General features: G+C 72.3%; 12 protein-coding genes. 7 read left to right on the top strand and 5 right to left on the bottom strand.

The genetic code is table 11. The features are described from left to right. Positions 1 to 7 precede the first annotated feature (7 nt). From ACQPZP_RS09680 to ACQPZP_RS09670, 3 genes are all read left to right on the top strand, one after another. Positions 8 to 976 carry an LCP family protein gene (locus tag ACQPZP_RS09680; protein WP_433477292.1) on the top strand — a complete coding sequence of 323 codons (969 nt, stop codon included), beginning with the start codon at positions 8 to 10 and terminating at the stop codon, positions 974 to 976. A 97-nt stretch (positions 977 to 1,073) separates the two neighbouring features. Next, complete coding sequence (locus ACQPZP_RS09675; RefSeq protein ID WP_433477291.1) at positions 1,074 to 1,709, top strand: PadR family transcriptional regulator; 636 nt, start codon at positions 1,074 to 1,076, stop codon at positions 1,707 to 1,709. Next, on the top strand, positions 1,706 to 3,319 hold the full coding sequence (locus ACQPZP_RS09670) for a DHA2 family efflux MFS transporter permease subunit (RefSeq protein ID WP_433477290.1): 1,614 nt from the start codon (positions 1,706 to 1,708) through the stop codon (positions 3,317 to 3,319). The genes ACQPZP_RS09675 and ACQPZP_RS09670 overlap by 4 nt, the downstream gene beginning before the upstream one ends. A 35-nt stretch (positions 3,320 to 3,354) precedes the next feature. Here the strand turns inward: ACQPZP_RS09670 and ACQPZP_RS09665 are convergent, their stop codons facing one another. From ACQPZP_RS09665 to ACQPZP_RS09655, 3 genes are all read right to left on the bottom strand, one after another. After that, the gene (locus tag ACQPZP_RS09665) at positions 3,355 to 3,858 is read right to left on the bottom strand and encodes a DUF6113 family protein (RefSeq protein ID WP_433477289.1); all 504 of its coding nucleotides are present in this window, start codon (positions 3,856 to 3,858) and stop codon (positions 3,355 to 3,357) included. A 54-nt stretch (positions 3,859 to 3,912) separates the two neighbouring features. Then, entirely contained in the window at positions 3,913 to 4,812 is a 900-nt protein-coding gene (mshB, locus tag ACQPZP_RS09660) for an N-acetyl-1-D-myo-inositol-2-amino-2-deoxy-alpha-D-glucopyranoside deacetylase (RefSeq protein WP_433477288.1), read from the bottom strand. Between the two features lie 84 nt (positions 4,813 to 4,896). Beyond that, the gene (locus tag ACQPZP_RS09655; RefSeq protein ID WP_433477287.1) at positions 4,897 to 6,330 is read right to left on the bottom strand and encodes a serine/threonine-protein kinase; all 1,434 of its coding nucleotides are present in this window, start codon (positions 6,328 to 6,330) and stop codon (positions 4,897 to 4,899) included. 178 nt (positions 6,331 to 6,508) lie between these two features. On the opposite strand from ACQPZP_RS09655, the gene ACQPZP_RS09650 reads away from it, so the two are divergent. Then, entirely contained in the window at positions 6,509 to 8,590 is a 2,082-nt protein-coding gene (locus ACQPZP_RS09650; RefSeq protein ID WP_433477286.1) for a prolyl oligopeptidase family serine peptidase, read from the top strand. Here the strand turns inward: ACQPZP_RS09650 and ACQPZP_RS09645 are convergent. Together ACQPZP_RS09645 and ACQPZP_RS09640 are read right to left on the bottom strand one after the other, a co-directional pair. Further along, positions 8,579 to 10,315, bottom strand: a complete 1,737-nt coding sequence (locus tag ACQPZP_RS09645; RefSeq protein ID WP_433477285.1) for an ABC transporter ATP-binding protein — start codon at positions 10,313 to 10,315, stop codon at positions 8,579 to 8,581. The genes ACQPZP_RS09650 and ACQPZP_RS09645 overlap by 12 nt on opposite strands. Beyond that, complete coding sequence (locus ACQPZP_RS09640) at positions 10,312 to 11,940, bottom strand: ABC transporter transmembrane domain-containing protein (RefSeq protein WP_433477284.1); 1,629 nt, start codon at positions 11,938 to 11,940, stop codon at positions 10,312 to 10,314. Before ACQPZP_RS09640 ends, ACQPZP_RS09645 begins: the two co-directional genes overlap by 4 nt. A gap of 432 nt (positions 11,941 to 12,372) precedes the next feature. Between ACQPZP_RS09640 and ACQPZP_RS09635 the strand changes: the two genes are divergently transcribed. The 3 genes from ACQPZP_RS09635 (at position 12,373) to ACQPZP_RS09625 (ending at position 16,430) form a co-directional block, all read left to right on the top strand. After that, positions 12,373 to 13,599, top strand: a complete 1,227-nt coding sequence (locus ACQPZP_RS09635; RefSeq protein WP_433477283.1) for a PP2C family protein-serine/threonine phosphatase — start codon at positions 12,373 to 12,375, stop codon at positions 13,597 to 13,599. A gap of 201 nt (positions 13,600 to 13,800) precedes the next feature. Next, positions 13,801 to 14,490, top strand: coding sequence for a succinate dehydrogenase cytochrome b subunit (locus ACQPZP_RS09630; protein ID WP_433477282.1), 690 nt, complete (start codon positions 13,801 to 13,803; stop codon positions 14,488 to 14,490). A 2-nt stretch (positions 14,491 to 14,492) separates the two neighbouring features. Further along, a complete protein-coding gene (locus ACQPZP_RS09625) occupies positions 14,493 to 16,430 on the top strand; it encodes a fumarate reductase/succinate dehydrogenase flavoprotein subunit (RefSeq protein WP_433479578.1) in 1,938 nt (645 codons plus the stop codon). The last annotated feature ends 1 nt before the right edge of the window (position 16,431 follow it).

The following is a 16,431-nucleotide window of genomic DNA, read 5'->3' as shown; positions in this document are numbered from 1 at the left end:
TGGGCGCATGCTGCGGATCAGGGGTGGGCGCCGGGTGGTCATCGGCTGCGGCGGGCTGGCGGTGGGCGTCCTGCTGCTGCTCGCGGGCGGTCTCTACCTGCTGCAACACGCGTACGACGGAGGGGTCAGGCGGGTCGCCGGCGCGCTGCCCACCGGGGCCGGGCGTCCCTCCTCCACCGGGCGCGGCGAGAACTGGCTGCTGATCGGGTCCGACCGGCGGGCGGACATCCCCTCGATGGGTGCCCGGGCCGACACGATCATGCTGGTGCACCTGTCCGGCGGCGGCGACCGGGTGTCGCTGATCTCGATCCCGCGGGACGGCTGGGTGCCCGTCCCGGGGCACGGCACGTCGAAGATCAACGCGGCGTTCGCGTTCGGCGGGCCGTCGCTGCTGATCAGGACGGTCGAGCAGCTCACCCATGTGCGCGTCGACCACTACGCCGCCCTCGACTTCAACGGGTTCGTGAAGATGACCGACGCCCTCGGCGGCGTGGACGTCACCATCACCAAGGACACCTACGACCCTAAGCACGACCGCAGGTGGACGGCGGGCCACCGGCATCTGAACGGTCTTGAGGCGCTGGACTTCGTCCGGCAGCGCTGGAACCTGCCGGGCGGCGACCTCGACCGGATCAAGCGGCAGCAGGCGTTCCTGCACGCGCTCGCAGGCAAGGCGCTGGACACCCGCAACCCGATCAAGATCGACCGGTTCATCCGGGCCGCGACCCGCTCGGTGACCGTGGACGACTCCGTCTCCTCCGGCACGCTGCGCGGACTGGCGCACCGGCTGCTCCAGACGTCGCTGATGGAGTACCTGACCGCGCCGGTCGCGGGGACGGCCGAGCGGGACGGGCAGAGTGTCGTACTCCTGGACGACGATGGCGTCGGCGAGCTCTTCACCGCCGTCCGGGAGGACCGGGTCGGCGAGTACGTGTCCCGCAACGGCGCGGCCAACTCGGTGAACGCGGTGCGGTGACCTGCACGGATATGTCCGATCTCTAACTTAGGTGACACGAGCGGTCTATTTGGATTAGTCTACGTGGACTAATCGAGTTCGACCAAAGGCCGCCGGCATGTCCCGACCCATCACACCGCTCGCGCTGACCGTGCTGCGCATGCTGTGCGACGGGCCCATGCATCCGTACGAGATGCAGCAGCGCATCCGCGACCACGCCTACGACCACGCCGTCAAGATCACGCACGGGTCGCTGTACCACTCGGTGGAACGGCTCGCCTCGTGCGGGCTGATCGAGCCGCTGGAGACGAGCCGGGAGGGCCGCCGGCCCGAGCGGACCGTCTACGCGGTGACCACCGCGGGGCGCGACGCCGCGCAGTTCCGGCTCGCCGAGCTGCTCTCCCGTCCCACCGAGGAGTTCCCGCTCTTCGGCACCGGGCTGGCGTTCATCAACCTGCTGCCGGAAAGCGAGGTCGCGCGGCACCTGCGCAGCCGCGCCGTCGCCCTGGAGGCGGCGCTCGCGGGGCACCAGACGGCCCACGACTCCCTCCTCAAGCAGGGCATCGAGCGGTACAAGCTGATCGACCAGGAGTGGCTGATCGCGCGGTTGCGCTGCGAACTGGACTTCGTCCGGGGCCTGGGCGACGACCTGGAGTCCGGCCGGCTCACCTGGAAGGACAACGAGACGAGGGCGATCTGCCACCCCCGTCCCCGGCCACGACCACAACTCAATGACGACAAGGGGGCCTCATGAGCAGATGGCGCGGCAATCCCTGGGCGATCCTGTTGACGCTCTCCCTCGGATTCTTCATGACGCTGCTCGACCTGACGATCGTGAACATCGCGATCCCGAGCATGATCGACAAGCTGGACGCCTCGCTGGACGAGGTGCTGTGGGTGGTCAACGCCTACATCCTGGTGCTGGCCGTCCTGCTCATCACCGCCGGCCGGCTCGGCGACCTGTGGGGCAAGAAGAACCTGTTCATCGCCGGCGTCGCGCTGTTCACGCTGTCCAGCCTGGCGTGCGGCCTGTCGCAGGACCCGGCGCAGCTGATCGCCGCCCGCGCCGTACAGGGCCTCGGCGCGGCGCTGCTGATGCCGCAGACCATGTCGATCATCATCAGCGTGTTCCCGCCCGAGCGGCGCGGCGCCGCCCTCGGCGTCTGGGGCGCGGTGGCCGGGGTGTCCACCATCGCCGGCCCGACGATCGGCGGCCTGCTCGTCACCAGCCTCGACTGGCGGTGGATCTTCTTCGTGAACCTGCCGATCGGCGTCCTGGTGCTGGCCATGGCCGTGCCGATCCTGCCCGGCCACACCCGTACCGTCCGGCACCGGTTCGACGTCCCCGGCGTCCTGCTGGCGTCCGCCGCCCTCTTCTGCATCACGTTCGCGCTGACCGAGGGCCAGAAGTACGAGTGGAACGAGGGCATCTGGGGGCTGATCGCCGCCGGGCTCGGGCTGTTCGTGATCTTCGTGGTCTACCAGCGCGGCAAGCAGGACGGCGAGCCGCTCGTCCCGTTCTCGCTGTTCAAGGACCGCAACTTCACCATCCTGAACCTCGTCGGCGCGGCCGTGTCGATCGGCATGATCGGCATGTTCCTGCCGATGACGATCTACCTGCAGTCGGTGCTCGGGTTCAGCGCCCTCAAGGCGGGGCTCGTGATGGCGCCGTCCTCGGTGGTGTCGATGTTCCTCGCGCCCGTCGCGGGCCGGATGTCGGACCGCATCGGCGGCAAGTTCATCCTGATGACCGGCCTCACCCTCTACGCGGCCGGCATGGCGTGGATCGTCGTCATCGCGGGGGCGGGCTCGGACTGGACCGCGTTCATCGCGCCGCTCGTCGTGTCCGGGTTCGGCATCGGCGGCGTGTTCGCGCCGATGGCCACCGAGGCGACCCGGAACGTCCCGCCCCGGCTCGCGGGCGCGGCGTCCGGCGTCAACAACACGATCCGGCAGGTCGGGTCGGTGCTCGGCAGCGCGGCGGTCGGCGCCGTCCTGCAGAACCGGCTCGCGTCCTCGCTCCAGGACGAGGCGACCGCCCGCTCCACGGCGCTTCCGGCCGACATGCGCGGCGGCTTCGTCAAGGGCTTCGCGGGCGCCGCGAAGGGCGGCCTGGAGGTCGGCGCCGGGCAGAGCGGCGCGAAGCAGCAGCTTCCGCCCGGGGTCCCGCCGAGCGTCGCGCACCGCGTCCAGGAAGTGGCCGGCCAGGTGTTCTCACATGGCTTCGTCCACGCGATGAAGCCGACGATGTGGCTGCCGATCGGCGTCATCCTCCTCAGCGCCGCGGCCTGCCTCACCCTCAAGGGGCACCGGACCGACGTCTCCGCCAAGGTGGACCCGGAACCGGCCTCGATGGCTACGTGACGTGAGGGTCCGCCCGGGGCGACCCTGGGCGGGCCCTACTCGCGGGCGCGTCCGGCCCTTGCCGTCAGCCACGCCCCCGGCGGGCCCGCCGGGGGCACCATCATGACCCCGATCACGGCGGCGAACAGGCCGCCGACGAAGAACACGTATCCGGACAGGCTCCCGGGGACGATCAGATCGCCTTCCGGCCGGCGCATCGTCATGACGAACACCACGATTCCCCACACCAGCGCGGGGACCGTCGCGCCGAGCCGTCCGCCCATCCCCATGCCGGACAGCCGTGCCATCACGAAGACCAGCCCGGCCAGGACGATCGCCGGGATCGGCACGGGGCCGGTGTACCAGTCCTGCGCGAACGAACCGACCAGGCCGAACAACCCGCCGAGCAGCCCGAGGACCGCGTAGGCGGCGCCGGACACGAACGCGTCCAGCGGAGCCTCGCCGCCGGCCTCCTTCAGGGCGGACGCACCGGCGTCGCCGTCCGCCGGGAGACCCTCCTTGGCGAGGCTCACCCGCGCCTCGTCGTCGTCCTTTTCCACGGGCTTCAGGGTACCGGGGGCGTGGGGTCCCCCCGTCGGGGAGCGGCGCTCCGGTCAGGGCCGGGCTTCGGTGAGGCCGGCGAAGAGGTCGCGTTCGCGGCGGCCGGGGCCGACCGGGCCGAGGTCGCCGGCCTGGAGGATGAAGTACTCGGTGCCGAACGCCTGCTGGCCCAGGTTGTTCGACAGCGCGAAGAACGGGCCGACCTGCTCGGGCGCGACGACGATCTGGGTGCGGTGGGCGCGCAGGGCCGCGAGCTTGGCGGGCAGGTGCGCACGGGCGTCGACGACCGTCGTGACCTGGCCGTCCGGGACGCCCGAGCCCAGCTCGTCCAGCCCGGCGACGCGGGCGAACGGCAGCCTGGCCTCGCGCATCACCGCGATCGCGCGCGCGAGGACGGTCCGCGGGGTGGCGTAGGCGTAGAACTTGGCGGCCCGCCACGGTTCGGCGCCGTCCACGTGGGACGGGTCCGCGGCCAGCTCGTACGCCCGCCACGCGACACGGTGCGCCTGGATGTGGTCGGGGTGCCCATAGTTGCCGCGCTCGTCATAGGTGACGATGACCTGCGGGCGGAGCTCCCGGATCACCGGGACGAGGTCCAGCGCCGCGGTCGTGACGTCGGCCTGCCAGAAGCAGCGCGGGTCGTCGTTGGTGGGCCCGCCCATCATGCCGGAGTCGCGCCAGCGGCCCGGCCCGCCGAGGAACCGGTGGTCGCGGACGCCGAGCGCCGCGCAGGCCGCCTCCAGCTCCCCGATCCGGTACTCGCCGAGGCTGTCCTCCTTGTCGGACGCCAGGTGGCGCAGCTCCTCCGGGATGACCTCGCCCTCCTCGCCCAGCGTGCAGGTGACGAGACAGACGTGGGCGCCCTCGGCGGCGTACTTGGCCATGGTCGCCCCGGTCCCGATGGACTCGTCGTCCGGATGGGCGTGGACGAACAGGATCCGCGGCTCCTTCATAGTCAACGAGCCTACTCAGGGCCCGGCATCGCGGCGATGACCGCCCTGCCCCGCGCTTCCCGGCGGCGCCGCCGCGGCCCCGGCTCAGCCGCCTCCGGTGCCGGTGCCAGGGCCGCCTCCGGTGCCGCCGTCGCCGCCCGCTCCGGTGCCCCCGTCCCCGGTGCCGCCGTCGCCTCCGCCGCCGGGGGTGGTCGGCGTCTCGGTCGGCGTCTCGGTGGTCGGCGTCTCCGTCGGCGTCTCGGTCGTCGGCTGCTCGGTGGGGGCGGACGTCTGAGGCGGCGGCGTGTTCTGGCGTGTCCGGGTGCGGGTCGGCGCGGGCTCCTCCGTCGGCGTCTCGGACGTGGGCGTCTCCGAAGGCCCGGAGTCGGTGACCGTCGGCGTGCTGGGCGTGTTCGGGGAGTTGCCGCCCCTGGTCGCCATGAACACGCCGACGACCAGCGCGAGCACGGCGATCGCCGCGACGGCCGCGAAGATCGGCCACTTGGACTTACGCTCGGGCTCCCAGTCGTCGTAGCGGCCGCGGCCGGCTCCGCCCACGGGCCGCGCGGGCGGCAGGTCCCCGGTGTAGTCGCGGGGCGCCACGCGGCGCGTCCCGCCGCCCGGGTGCGTCGAGCCCGCCAGCCCGGCGGCGCCGAGCCCGCCCGCGGCGAGCGTCGAGCCCTCCGCCAGCATCGTGGTGGCCTGCGCCGGATCGTCCATCCGGGTCCGCCCGCCGCCCGGGCCGCTGCCGATCAGCGCCATCATGATCTGCTGCGCGGTCGGCCGCCGCTCCGGCTCCTTCACCAGGCACGCCCCGATCAGCCGGTGCAGGTCGGCGGGGACGCCGTCCAGCGACGGCGGCTCGTGCATCACCCGGTTGATCACCGCGACGACGGTGTCGTCGCCGAACGGCGGGCGCCCGGTCGCGGCGAACACCATCGTGGTGGCCCACGCCCAGACGTCCACGGCCTCGGTGAGCGTCGCGCCCGCCACCTGCTCGGGCGCCATGTAGGACGGCGTGCCGATCGCCTTGGTCGCGTTGGTCTGCCCGGTGTCCAGGGCGCGCGCGATGCCGAAGTCGATCACCCGGGGGCCGTCCGGCGCCATGATGACGTTGTGCGGTTTGAAGTCGCGGTGCACGATCCCGGCCTGGTGGATCGCCACCAGCGCGGTCGCGGTGCCGATCGCCAGCCGGTCCAGCGGCGCGCCGCCGATCGGGCCGGTCTCGGTGACCTGCTTGTACAGCGACGGGCCCGGGACGTACTCGCTGGCGATGTAGGGCTGGTCGCCCGCGACATCGGCCTCCAGGACCTGCGCGGTGCAGAACCGCGCCACCTGCTTGGCGGCCTGCGCCTCGCGGACGAACCGGTTGCGCGCCATCGTGTCCCCGGCCAGATCGGCGCGGAGAAGCTTGATCGCGGCCTTGTTCCCGGAGGGGTCGACGCCGCCGTAGACGACGCCTTGGCCGCCCTCGCCGAGCCGTTCGACGATCTCGTACGAGCCAAGCCGCCGGGGATCTCCCGACTGCAGCTCCGGCATTGACCACTCCTCAGCCCGCGACGACAAAAGTGCTTGGGGAAGCTTTGAGCTTACGCGAGCGCGGACCCGGGCACGGGTCTTTACCCCGTCCACCACGCGACGACCCGTGATCATAGGGGCAGGAGGCCGCCGTGCGCCGTACTTCCACTCCGTTGCCGTACTGGCAGACTCGGATGCCATGAGCATCAGCTATCCGCGGCAGAGCGCCCGCACCCGACGGTTCAGCCTCGGCGTCCCGCGCGCCTTCCAGATCGCGCCGGACGAGTCGCGCGTCGCCTTCCTGCGCACCAGGGCGGGCGACGACCCGGTGACCTGCCTGTGGACGCTGGACACCGGCACCGGTGAGGAGCGGTGCGTCGCCGACCCCGCCGCGCTGGACGTCCCCGGCGAGGAGAACCTGCCCGCCGAGGAGCGCGCCCGGCGCGAGCGCGCCCGCGAGCAGGCGGGCGGCATCGTCGGGTACGCGACCGACCGGGGCATGCGGCAGGCGGTCTTCACGCTGGGCGGGCGCCTCTACGTCGCCGACCTCGACACGGCGCTCGTCCGCGAGCTGCCCGCGCAGCCGCCCGTCTTCGATCCCCGTCCCGACCCGGCAGGCCGGCGCGTCGCCTACGTGTCGGGCCGGACGCTGCGGCTCATCGAGATGGACGGCACCGACGACCGGGCACTCGTCCAGCCCGAGTCCGACCAGGTCTCCTACGGCCTCGCCGAGTTCGTGGCGGCCGAGGAGATGGACCGCATGCGCGGCCACTGGTGGTCGCCCGACGGCGGGACGCTGCTGGTCGCGCGCGTGGACGAGACGCCCGTGCAGCGCTGGCACATCGCCGACCCCGCGAACCCCGACCGGTCCCCTTCCGAGATCGCCTACCCGGCGGCGGGCACGCCGAACGCGCTGGTGTCGCTGGTGCTGCTCAAGGTCGACGGCGGGCGCCTCGCCGTGGCCTGGGACCGCGGCATGTTCCCCTACTTCGTGGCCGCGTCCTGGGACCGGCACGGCCTGATGATCATCGTCCAGCCCCGCGACCAGCGCACCCAGCGGGTGCTCAAGGTGGACCCGACCAACGGCGAGACGTCCCTCCTGCACAGCGAGCACGACCCGCTGTGGACCGACGTCGTCCCCGGCCTGCCCGTCCGGACGAACGGCGGAGAGCTCGTCTGGGTCACCGGGGACCCCGAGACCGACACGCGCCGCATCACCGTCGCCGGCAAGCCCGTCACGCCCGGCGGCATGCAGGTCCGCGCCGTGCTCGGGGTGGACGCCGGGTCGATCCTGTTCAGCGCGTCGGAGGAGCCCACCGAGGTCCACCTGTACTCCTACGAGGCAGGCGAGGTGACCCGGCTCACCGAGGGGCAGGGCGTCTTCGGCGGCACCCGCTCCGGCGGCGTCACCGTGGTGACGGGCGCGCGGCTCGACCGTCCCGGCACGGAGGTCGAGGTCCGCACGCCGTCCGGGACGCATCCGGTCGTCTCGTTCGCCGAGACGCCGGTGATCACCCCGCGGGTGGAGCTGCTGCGCGCGGGCGACCGCGAGATCCGCACCGCGGTGCTGCTGCCCACCGGGTGGGAGCCCGGCCACGGCCGCCTGCCCGTCCTCATGGACCCCTACGGCGGGCCGCACGCGCAGCGCGTCCTCGCCGTCCAGCGCATGTACTGCGAGCCGCAGTGGCTCGCCGACCAGGGCTTCGCGGTCGTGATCGCGGACGGCCGCGGCACGCCCGCGCGCGGCCCCGCCTTCGAGCGCGCCGTCCGCGGCGACTTCGTCGAGCCCGTCCTGGAGGACCAGATCACCGCGCTGATCGAGGCCGCGCGCCGGCATCCCGCCGCATTCGACCTCGACCGCGTCGCGATCCGCGGCTGGTCGTTCGGCGGCTGGCTCGCCGGTCTCGCCGTCCTGGAACGCCCGGACGTGTTCCACGCCGGCGTCGCGGGCGCCCCGGTCACCGACTGGCGCCTGTACGACACCCACTACACCGAGCGCTACCTGGGTCATCCCGACGAGGAGCCGGAGAACTACGCCGCCAACTCCCTCATCGAGAAGGCCGCCGGCCTGAAGCGGCCGCTCATGATCATCCACGGCCTGGCGGACGACAACGTGGTGGCCGCCCACACCCTGCGCCTGTCCTCGGCCCTCCTGGCCGCCGGACGCACGCACACCGTCCTCCCCCTGTCGGGCGTCACGCACATGACCCCGCAGGAGGTCGTGGCGGAGAACCTCCTGCACGTCCAGGTCGACTTCCTCAAGTCCGCCCTATCCCGGTGAACCTCCGTGCCAGGACGTCCACAGGGCGGCGTAGGAGCCGTCGGCGGCGATGAGCTCGTCGTGCGTGCCGAGTTCGGTGATGCGGCCGTCCTCCACCACCGCCACGCGGTCGGCGTCGTGGGCGGTGTGCAGGCGGTGCGCGATCGCGACGACGGTCCGGCCGTCCAGGACGGCGGCGAGCGAGCGTTCCACGTGCCGGGCGGCGCGCGGGTCGAGCAGCGAGGTCGCCTCGTCCAGGACGAGCGTGTGCGGGTCGGCGAGGACGAGCCGGGCCAGCGCGAGCTGCTGCGCCTGGGCGGGCGACAGGGTCTCGCCGCCCGAGCCGACGACCGTGTCGAGGCCGGGGCCGTCCCAGTCGACCGCGGTCAGGACCTGGCCGATCTCGTCGTCGGACGCGCCCGCGCGGGCCATCACCAGGTTCTCGCGGAGCGTGCCGCGGAACACGTGATGCTCCTGGGTGACCAGGGATACGTGGCCGCGCAGGTCGTCCAGCGGCAGCTCGACCAGCGGGACGCCGCCGTCGGCGCCGACGGTGACCTTGCCTGAGCGCGGTCCGTCCACCCCTGCGAGCAGGCGGCCGAGCGTCGACTTGCCCGCGCCGCTCGGCCCGACCATCGCGAGCCGTTCACCGGGTCTCAGGTCGAGGTCGACGCCGTGCAGGACGTCATGCCCGGGCCGGTAGGAGTAGCGGACGGCGCGCGCCGTCAGCCGTTCCCCGGCGGGCGTGCGGCCGTTCGGTGTGCGGTCCGGCGGGACGTTGCCCACGCCGAGGAGACGGGCCAGCGACGCGCCGCCGAGCTGCAACTCGTCCAGCCATGACAGGACCGTGTCCACCGGCTCGATGAGCTGCTGCGCGTAGAGGGTCGCGGCGGTCACCTGCGCGAGCGACGCCATGCCGTTGATGTAGAGGAGGCCGCCGACCAGCAGCGTCGACACGACGGGCAGGACGAACCCCAGCTCGGCCACCGGGAACAGAACCATGCGCAGCCGCAGCGTGTACCGCTCCGCCCTGTAGGACCTCGCGAGGTCGGCGTCGCCGCGCTCGTGCCGCCGGCCGGCGAGGCCGAGCGCCTCCACCGTCCGGGCGCCCTGGACGGTCTCCGTCAGCCCGTCCGCGATCTGCGACCACGCCGCGTTCTCCCGCAGGTAGCCGCCGTGGGCGCGGGGCAGGTACCAGCGCATCACGAGCACCAGCATCGGGGCGGCGACCAGCGCGGGCAGCGCGACGAGCGGGCCGTTCAGCAGCAGCGCGGCGACGGTGAAGGCGCCCACGACGACGGCGACGATCGTCTCCGGCATCGCATACCGGACGGACGTGCTCAGCGTGTCCACGTCACGGGACGCGCGGGTGACGAGGTCGCCGGTCCCCGCGCGCTCGACCGTGGAGAGCGGCAGTTCCAGCACCCGGTCGACGAACTCCTCGCGCAGCTCCGCCAGCACCCGCTCGCCCATCCGCGCGGACGCGAGGTAGGCGTACCGGATCAGCACGCCCTGGGCGATCACGAACGCGGCGATGGCCAGGCCGGTCGTGTCGATGCCGGCATGGCCGTCGCGGACGTCCTCCACCAGGGCGCCGAGGAGCCGGGGCGTCACCAGCCCGGTCACGGCGGCCAGCGCGTGCAGAGCCAGGACCTTGGCGAGGTCGCGGGGGTGCCGCAGGACGAGCCGCCGCGCGTACGCCCGTACCTGCGCGGGCGTCGCGATCGGCAGTGCCCCGGCGCTCATGTCCCTGCCCTTTCTGCGCTTTCTCCTCGGGTGACCGCCGCCGCGTAGCGCGGGTCGGTGTCCAGGAGGTCTCGGTGGGTTCCTTCTGCGACGACCAGGCCGTCTTGGACGAAGGCCACGTGGTCGGCGCGGTCCAGCATCAGCGGGCTCGTCGTACACACCACGGTGGTGCGGCCCGCGCGCGCTTGGCCGAGCCTGTCGGCGATGCGTGCTTCGGTGTGCGCGTCCACCGCGCTGGTCGGCTCCACAAGGACGAGGACGTCCGGGTCGGCGGCGAACGCCCGCGCAAGGCGAAGGCGTTGCTGCTGGCCGCCGGAGAACTCCCGTCCTGCCTCGGCCACGTGCGCGTCCAGCCCGACCGAGGCGACCACGTCCTCGGCGCAGGCCGCATGGACCGCCGCCCGCAGCGCGGCCTCGTCGCCGTCCGGCGCCAGCGATCCGGCCAGGGGCCCGGAGAACAGACGGTCCTCGTTGACCGCGACCAGGATCCGCTTCCGGACGTCGGCGACCGCGCGCAGCGGGACGCCGCCGAAGTCCACATCGCCGTCGGTGTACCGGCCGAGCCGGTCGGCGATCGCCTGCGCGTCGCGCGGCTCGGCCGCCGCGATCGCGGTGACCCGGCCCGGCCGCACGACCAGCCCGGACGCGATGTCGACCAGCTCCGCGTCCGCCGCCGGGCGGGCCGTCCCGGCGTCCGGCAGCTCGGGGTCGAGCCGCAGCAGCGCGGTGACCCGGCCCGCCGCCACCAGCCCTTTCGTGATCTTGCTCGCGGCCTCGCCGAGGGTCTTCAGCGGGACGATCAGGAACACCGCGTACCCGTAGAACGCGACGAGCTCGCCGACACCGATCGTCCCGTGCACGGCGAACCGGGCGCCGGCCCAGGTGACCAGCGCGATCAGCAGCCCGGGCAGCAGCACCTCGGCGCCGTTCATCCGCGTCTCGGCCCGCGCCACCGCCACCCCGGCCGCGCGCACCCGCTGCGACTCGGCCCGGTAGCGGCCCGAGAACAGCGACTCGCCGCCGATGCCGCGCAGCACCCGCAGGCCGGCGACCAGGTCGGTGGCGTGCGTGGTCAGCTCGCCGACCAGCTCCCGGTGCGCCAGCTCGCGGTCCCGGTAGGGGCGCAGCAGCGGCGCCGCGACCAGCAGGATCAACGGGACGCCGACCAGCACGATCAGGCCGAGCGGCGGCGACGTCGCCAGCAGGATGCCGGCCACGACGACGATCGCGACGACGGCGCCCGACCCGCGGGCGACGATGTCCAGGACGTCGCCGATGTGCGACACGTCGGACAGCCCGATGCTGACCACCTCGCCGGCGCTCAGCCGCTTCGGCAGCGTCCCGCCGAGCCGGGTGGCCTGCCGGGTGACGAGCTGGACCGTCCGGTACGCCGCCGCCAGCCAGTTGTAGACCGCGAACCGGTGCCGGACGGCGCCCGACGCGGCCTGCACGACGCCGAGGCCGAGCAGGACGGCCGCCCACGTCACGAGGGCGCGCTCGTCCCGCGCCGCGACGCCGTCGCCGATGGCGCGGCCGATCGCGGCGGGCATCAGGGCCTGGCTGAGCATCCAGACCACCCCGAGGAGCGCGCCGGCGGCGATGCTGCGCCACTGGGCGCGCATCATCCAGAGCAGGAATCGCGCAGGGGATCCACGATCGGCGCCGGGGGCGCTTCGGGTGGTGCGGGGGGTCGTCCCCCCTCGAACGGAGTGGTCGGGGCCGCCAGGATCTTTCTCCGGCAACGGCTTCACACGTCGAAGGTTATGCAGCGGAACCCTCGATGCACGACTGGTTTTCCAGCCGGCCCGATCGCTTTTCGGTCAGTCCGGAAACAACGTCCGGAACGCGCTCGGGGGATGCGCCCCGGCGGCGGGACACGCTATGGTCGGGTCCGTACGGAGCGACGCTTCCTCCGCTCCTTGAGCCGGGACCCTGGCGGCTAGGCCAACGCCGCTCCCCCGGCGCGGCCCGTACCGCTCCCCTGCCGCCCGCAGGAATAGAGCGAGACGTCCCGGTCGTTGCCAGTGCCGTCGCCAGCCCGACTTTCCGGAAGCCTTGTGAGCACTATCAGCCGCCAGACGCACCCCTTCACGCCGGGGACCGAGGACAGGGTCGACCTGCTCCTCATCGACGACGACCCGTCGGACGTCCTCATGGTCGAGAAGATGCTCGCCGAGAGCGGCATGGACGCCGGCATCACGGTCGCGAGCGACCTCGCCGCCGCCGGGCGGACGCTGACCCGGCGCACCCAGTGCATCATCGTCGACCTGTCCGCCCCCGGCATCGACCGGCTGGAGGCGCTCCGGAAGGTGCTGGCGCTGTCGGGCCCGGCCGCCGTCGTCGTCCTGACCGGCCTGGAGGACGCCCACCTCGGCGTCCAGGCGGTCGCCGCGGGCGCCGAGGACTACCTGGTCAAACAGGAGGTGGACGCGCCGCTGCTGGCCCGCGCCATCCGCTACGCCATCGAGCGCAAGCGCTCGGAGGAGACCGAGCGCCGGCTGGTCGAGGCGCGCATCCTCGGCCGGGAGAACGCGCGGCTGGAGCGCGGGCTGCTGCCCGTCCCGCTGATCGACGACCCGTCGCTGCGGCACCACACCCGCTACCGGCCCGGCCGGCGGCGCGCGCTGCTCGGCGGCGACTTCTACGACACCGTGCAGACCGAGGGCGGCGCCGTCCACCTGATGATCGGGGACGTGTGCGGGCACGGCCCGGACGAGGCGGCCCTCGGCGTCCAGCTCCGGATGGCTTGGCGGACGCTCGTCCTCGCCGGGCACACCGGCGAGCAGCTCCTCGGCACCCTGGACACCGTCCTCGGCCACGAGCGGCGCAGCGAGGAGATCTTCACCACGCTCTGCATGATCACGATCGCGCCGTCCGGGCGGACCGCCCGGATGCACCTCGCCGGGCACCCCGCGCCGCTGCTGTTCCGGGGCGCCCCCGGGCGGGACGGCGAGGTCACGGCGCTGCCCGACTACGCGCACGGCCCGGCGCTCGGCCTGGTGCCCGGCGCCGAGTGGCCGACCACCGAGATCGACCTCGGCGATTCCTGGGGCCTGATGCTGTACACCGACGGCCTGATCGAGGGCAGGATCGGCGAGGGCTCGACCCGGCTCGGCACCGACGGCCTGCTCGGCCTGGCCCGCACCGCGCGCGGCCGGGGCGCGGCGGGCCGGCATCTGATCGACGAACTGGTGACCGAGGTCGAGCGCCTCAACGGGGACGCCCTCACCGACGACCTCGCCGTCCTGCTGCTGACCCGCTGGGCGGACCGGACAGGGCACTGACCACAAGGCCCTGACCTGAGTCAATGTCGTCTGGATCACCGACCGGCGTAGTTCCCTGACCCACTGTGAAGTCGCTCACCCACGCGGGCGTCACGGAACGGACACAAGTCCTGCGCTGCTTGTGTTCATAGCCTGCGGCTATCGCAACGAGTGCGCCGATGACTTGGAAGTAATCGCCGAACCGGACATAGCGTGCAGGTCGTGGCTATAGCGATACCTGCGATCTACCGATCGACCATCGGTAAGAAGGCCGTCATGGCGGTCACCGGCGGCATCCTCGTGCTGTACCTGGTCGCGCACATGATCGGGAACCTCAAGATCTTCCTCGGCGCGGAGGAGTTCAACCACTACGCGCACTGGCTGCGCACGATGGGCGAGCCCGCGGTGCCGCACCGGACGGTGCTGACGCTCATCGAGGTCGTGCTCGGCGCCTCGGTCGTGCTGCACATGTGGTCGGCGGTATCGCTCGCGCGCCGCGCCTCCGCCGCCCGTCCCGTGAAGTACCGGTCGAAGAAGAAGTCGCACGCGCAGGGCTATGCCACCCAGACGATGCGGTACGGCGGCGTCATCATCGCCGTCTACGTCATCTGGCATCTGCTTGACCTGACGTTCTTCGTCGTGAACCCCAAGGGCGCCGACGCCACCCCGTACGAGCGGATGGTCGCCGACTTCGACCCGTCCCGCTGGTACATCACCGTCTGGTACGTCGTCGCCATCCTGCTCGTCGGGCTGCACCTCAACCACGGCATCTGGAGCGCGTTCCAGACGCTCGGGCTGCGCAGCCCGCGCAGCCACAACGCCCTGCGGAGCCTCGCCGGGACCGTCGCCGCGCTCGTGACGCTCGGTTTCGTCGCCGTCCCCGTCTCCATCACGTTCGGATGGGTGAGCTGACCATGACCGACAGCTTCTACAAGTCCGGCGAGCCGATCGCCGACGGCAAGGCGCCGGGCGGGCCCATCGAGGATCGCTGGACGACCCGCAAGTTCGAGGCCAAGCAGGTCAACCCGGCCAACAAGCGCAAGAAGAAGATCATCATCATCGGCACCGGCCTCGCGGGCGGCTCGGCCGGCGCCACCCTCGGCGAGGCCGGCTACCACGTCCAGCAGTTCTGCTTCCAGGACTCCCCGCGCCGCGCCCACTCGATCGCCGCGCAGGGCGGCATCAACGCCGCCAAGAACTACCGCAACGACGGCGACAGCGTGTACCGGCTGTTCTACGAGACGGTCAAGGGCGGCGACTTCCGCTCCCGCGAGTCGAACGTGTACCGGCTCGCCGACATCTCCCGGCAGATCATCGACCAGTGCGTCGCGCAGGGCGTCCCGTTCGCCCGCGAGTACGGCGGCCTGCTCGACAACCGCTCGTTCGGCGGCACGCAGGTGTCCCGCACCTTCTACGCCCGCGGGCAGACGGGCCAGCAGCTGCTGCTCGGCGCCTACCAGGCGCTGATGCGGCAGGTGGACGCCGGCAACGTCGAGCTCTACCCGCGGCACGAGATGCTCGACCTGATCATGGAGGACGGGCGGGCCCGCGGCGTCGTCGTCCGGAACCTGATCAACGGCGAGGTCAAGCACTACACGGCGGACGCGGTGGTGCTGGCGTCCGGCGGCTACGGCAACGTGTACTTCCTGTCCACGAACGCGATGGGCTCGAACGTCACCGCGTCCTGGCGCGCCCACCGGCACGGCGCCCTGTTCGCCAACCCCTGCTACACGCAGATCCACCCGACGTGCATCCCGGTCAGCGGCGACCACCAGTCGAAGCTGACGCTGATGTCGGAGTCGCTGCGCAACGACGGCCGCGTGTGGGTTCCGAAGAAGGGCGGCGACACGCGCAGGCCCGCCGACATTCCCGAGGACGAGCGCGACTACTACCTGGAGCGCATCTACCCGTCCTTCGGCAACCTGGTGCCGCGCGACATCGCGTCCCGGGCGGCGAAGAACGTCTGCGACGAGGGACGCGGCGTCGGCCCCGGCGGGCTCGGCGTCTACCTCGACTTCTCCGACGCGATCGAGCGGCTCGGCCGCGACAAGGTCGAGGCCAAGTACGGCAACCTCTTCGAGATGTACGAGCGCATCACCGGCGAGAACCCGTACGACACGCCGATGCGCATCTACCCGGCCGTCCACTACACGATGGGCGGGCTGTGGGTCGACTACGACCTGGAGTCCTCGATTCCCGGCCTGTTCGTGATCGGCGAGGCGAACTTCTCCGACCACGGCGCGAACCGGCTCGGCGCGTCCGCGCTGATGCAGGGCCTCGCGGACGGCTACTTCGTCCTGCCGAACACCATCGGCGACTACATCGCCCGCAACGCCCTCGCCCCGGTCGCCGAGACCGCGATCAGCGAGGCCGAGGAACGGGTCACGTCACGGATCGACAAGCTGCTGTCGGTCGACGGGGACCGGTCCGTCGACTCCTTCCACCGCGAGCTCGGCCACATCATGTGGGAGTACTGCGGCATGGAGCGCACCGACGAGGGGCTGCGCAAGGCGCTGGAGCTCATCCCGGCTCTGCGCGAGGAGTTCTGGACCCGCGTCAAGGTCACCGGCAAGGGCGAGGAGCTGAACCAGCAGCTGGAGAAGGCCGGCCGCGTCGCCGACTTCTTCGAGCTGGCCGAGCTGATGGTCATCGACGCGCTGCACCGCACCGAGTCCTGCGGCGGCCACTTCCGGGCCGAGAGCCAGGACGAGGACGGCGAGGCCAAGCGCGACGACGACAACTTCAGCCACGTCGCCGCCTGGGAATGGGCCGGGGAGGGCGAGCAGCCCGTCCTCCACAAGGAGGCCCTCAACTTCGAGTACGTCAAGCCCACGCAGAGGTCATACAAGTAAT

This window comes from Spirillospora sp. CA-142024 (genome assembly GCF_050942325.1).
Taxonomy (GTDB): Bacteria; Actinomycetota; Actinomycetes; order Streptosporangiales; family Streptosporangiaceae; genus Spirillospora.
Note: the sequence above shows the minus strand (reverse complement) of the source record. Positions and strands in the feature narration are given on the sequence as shown.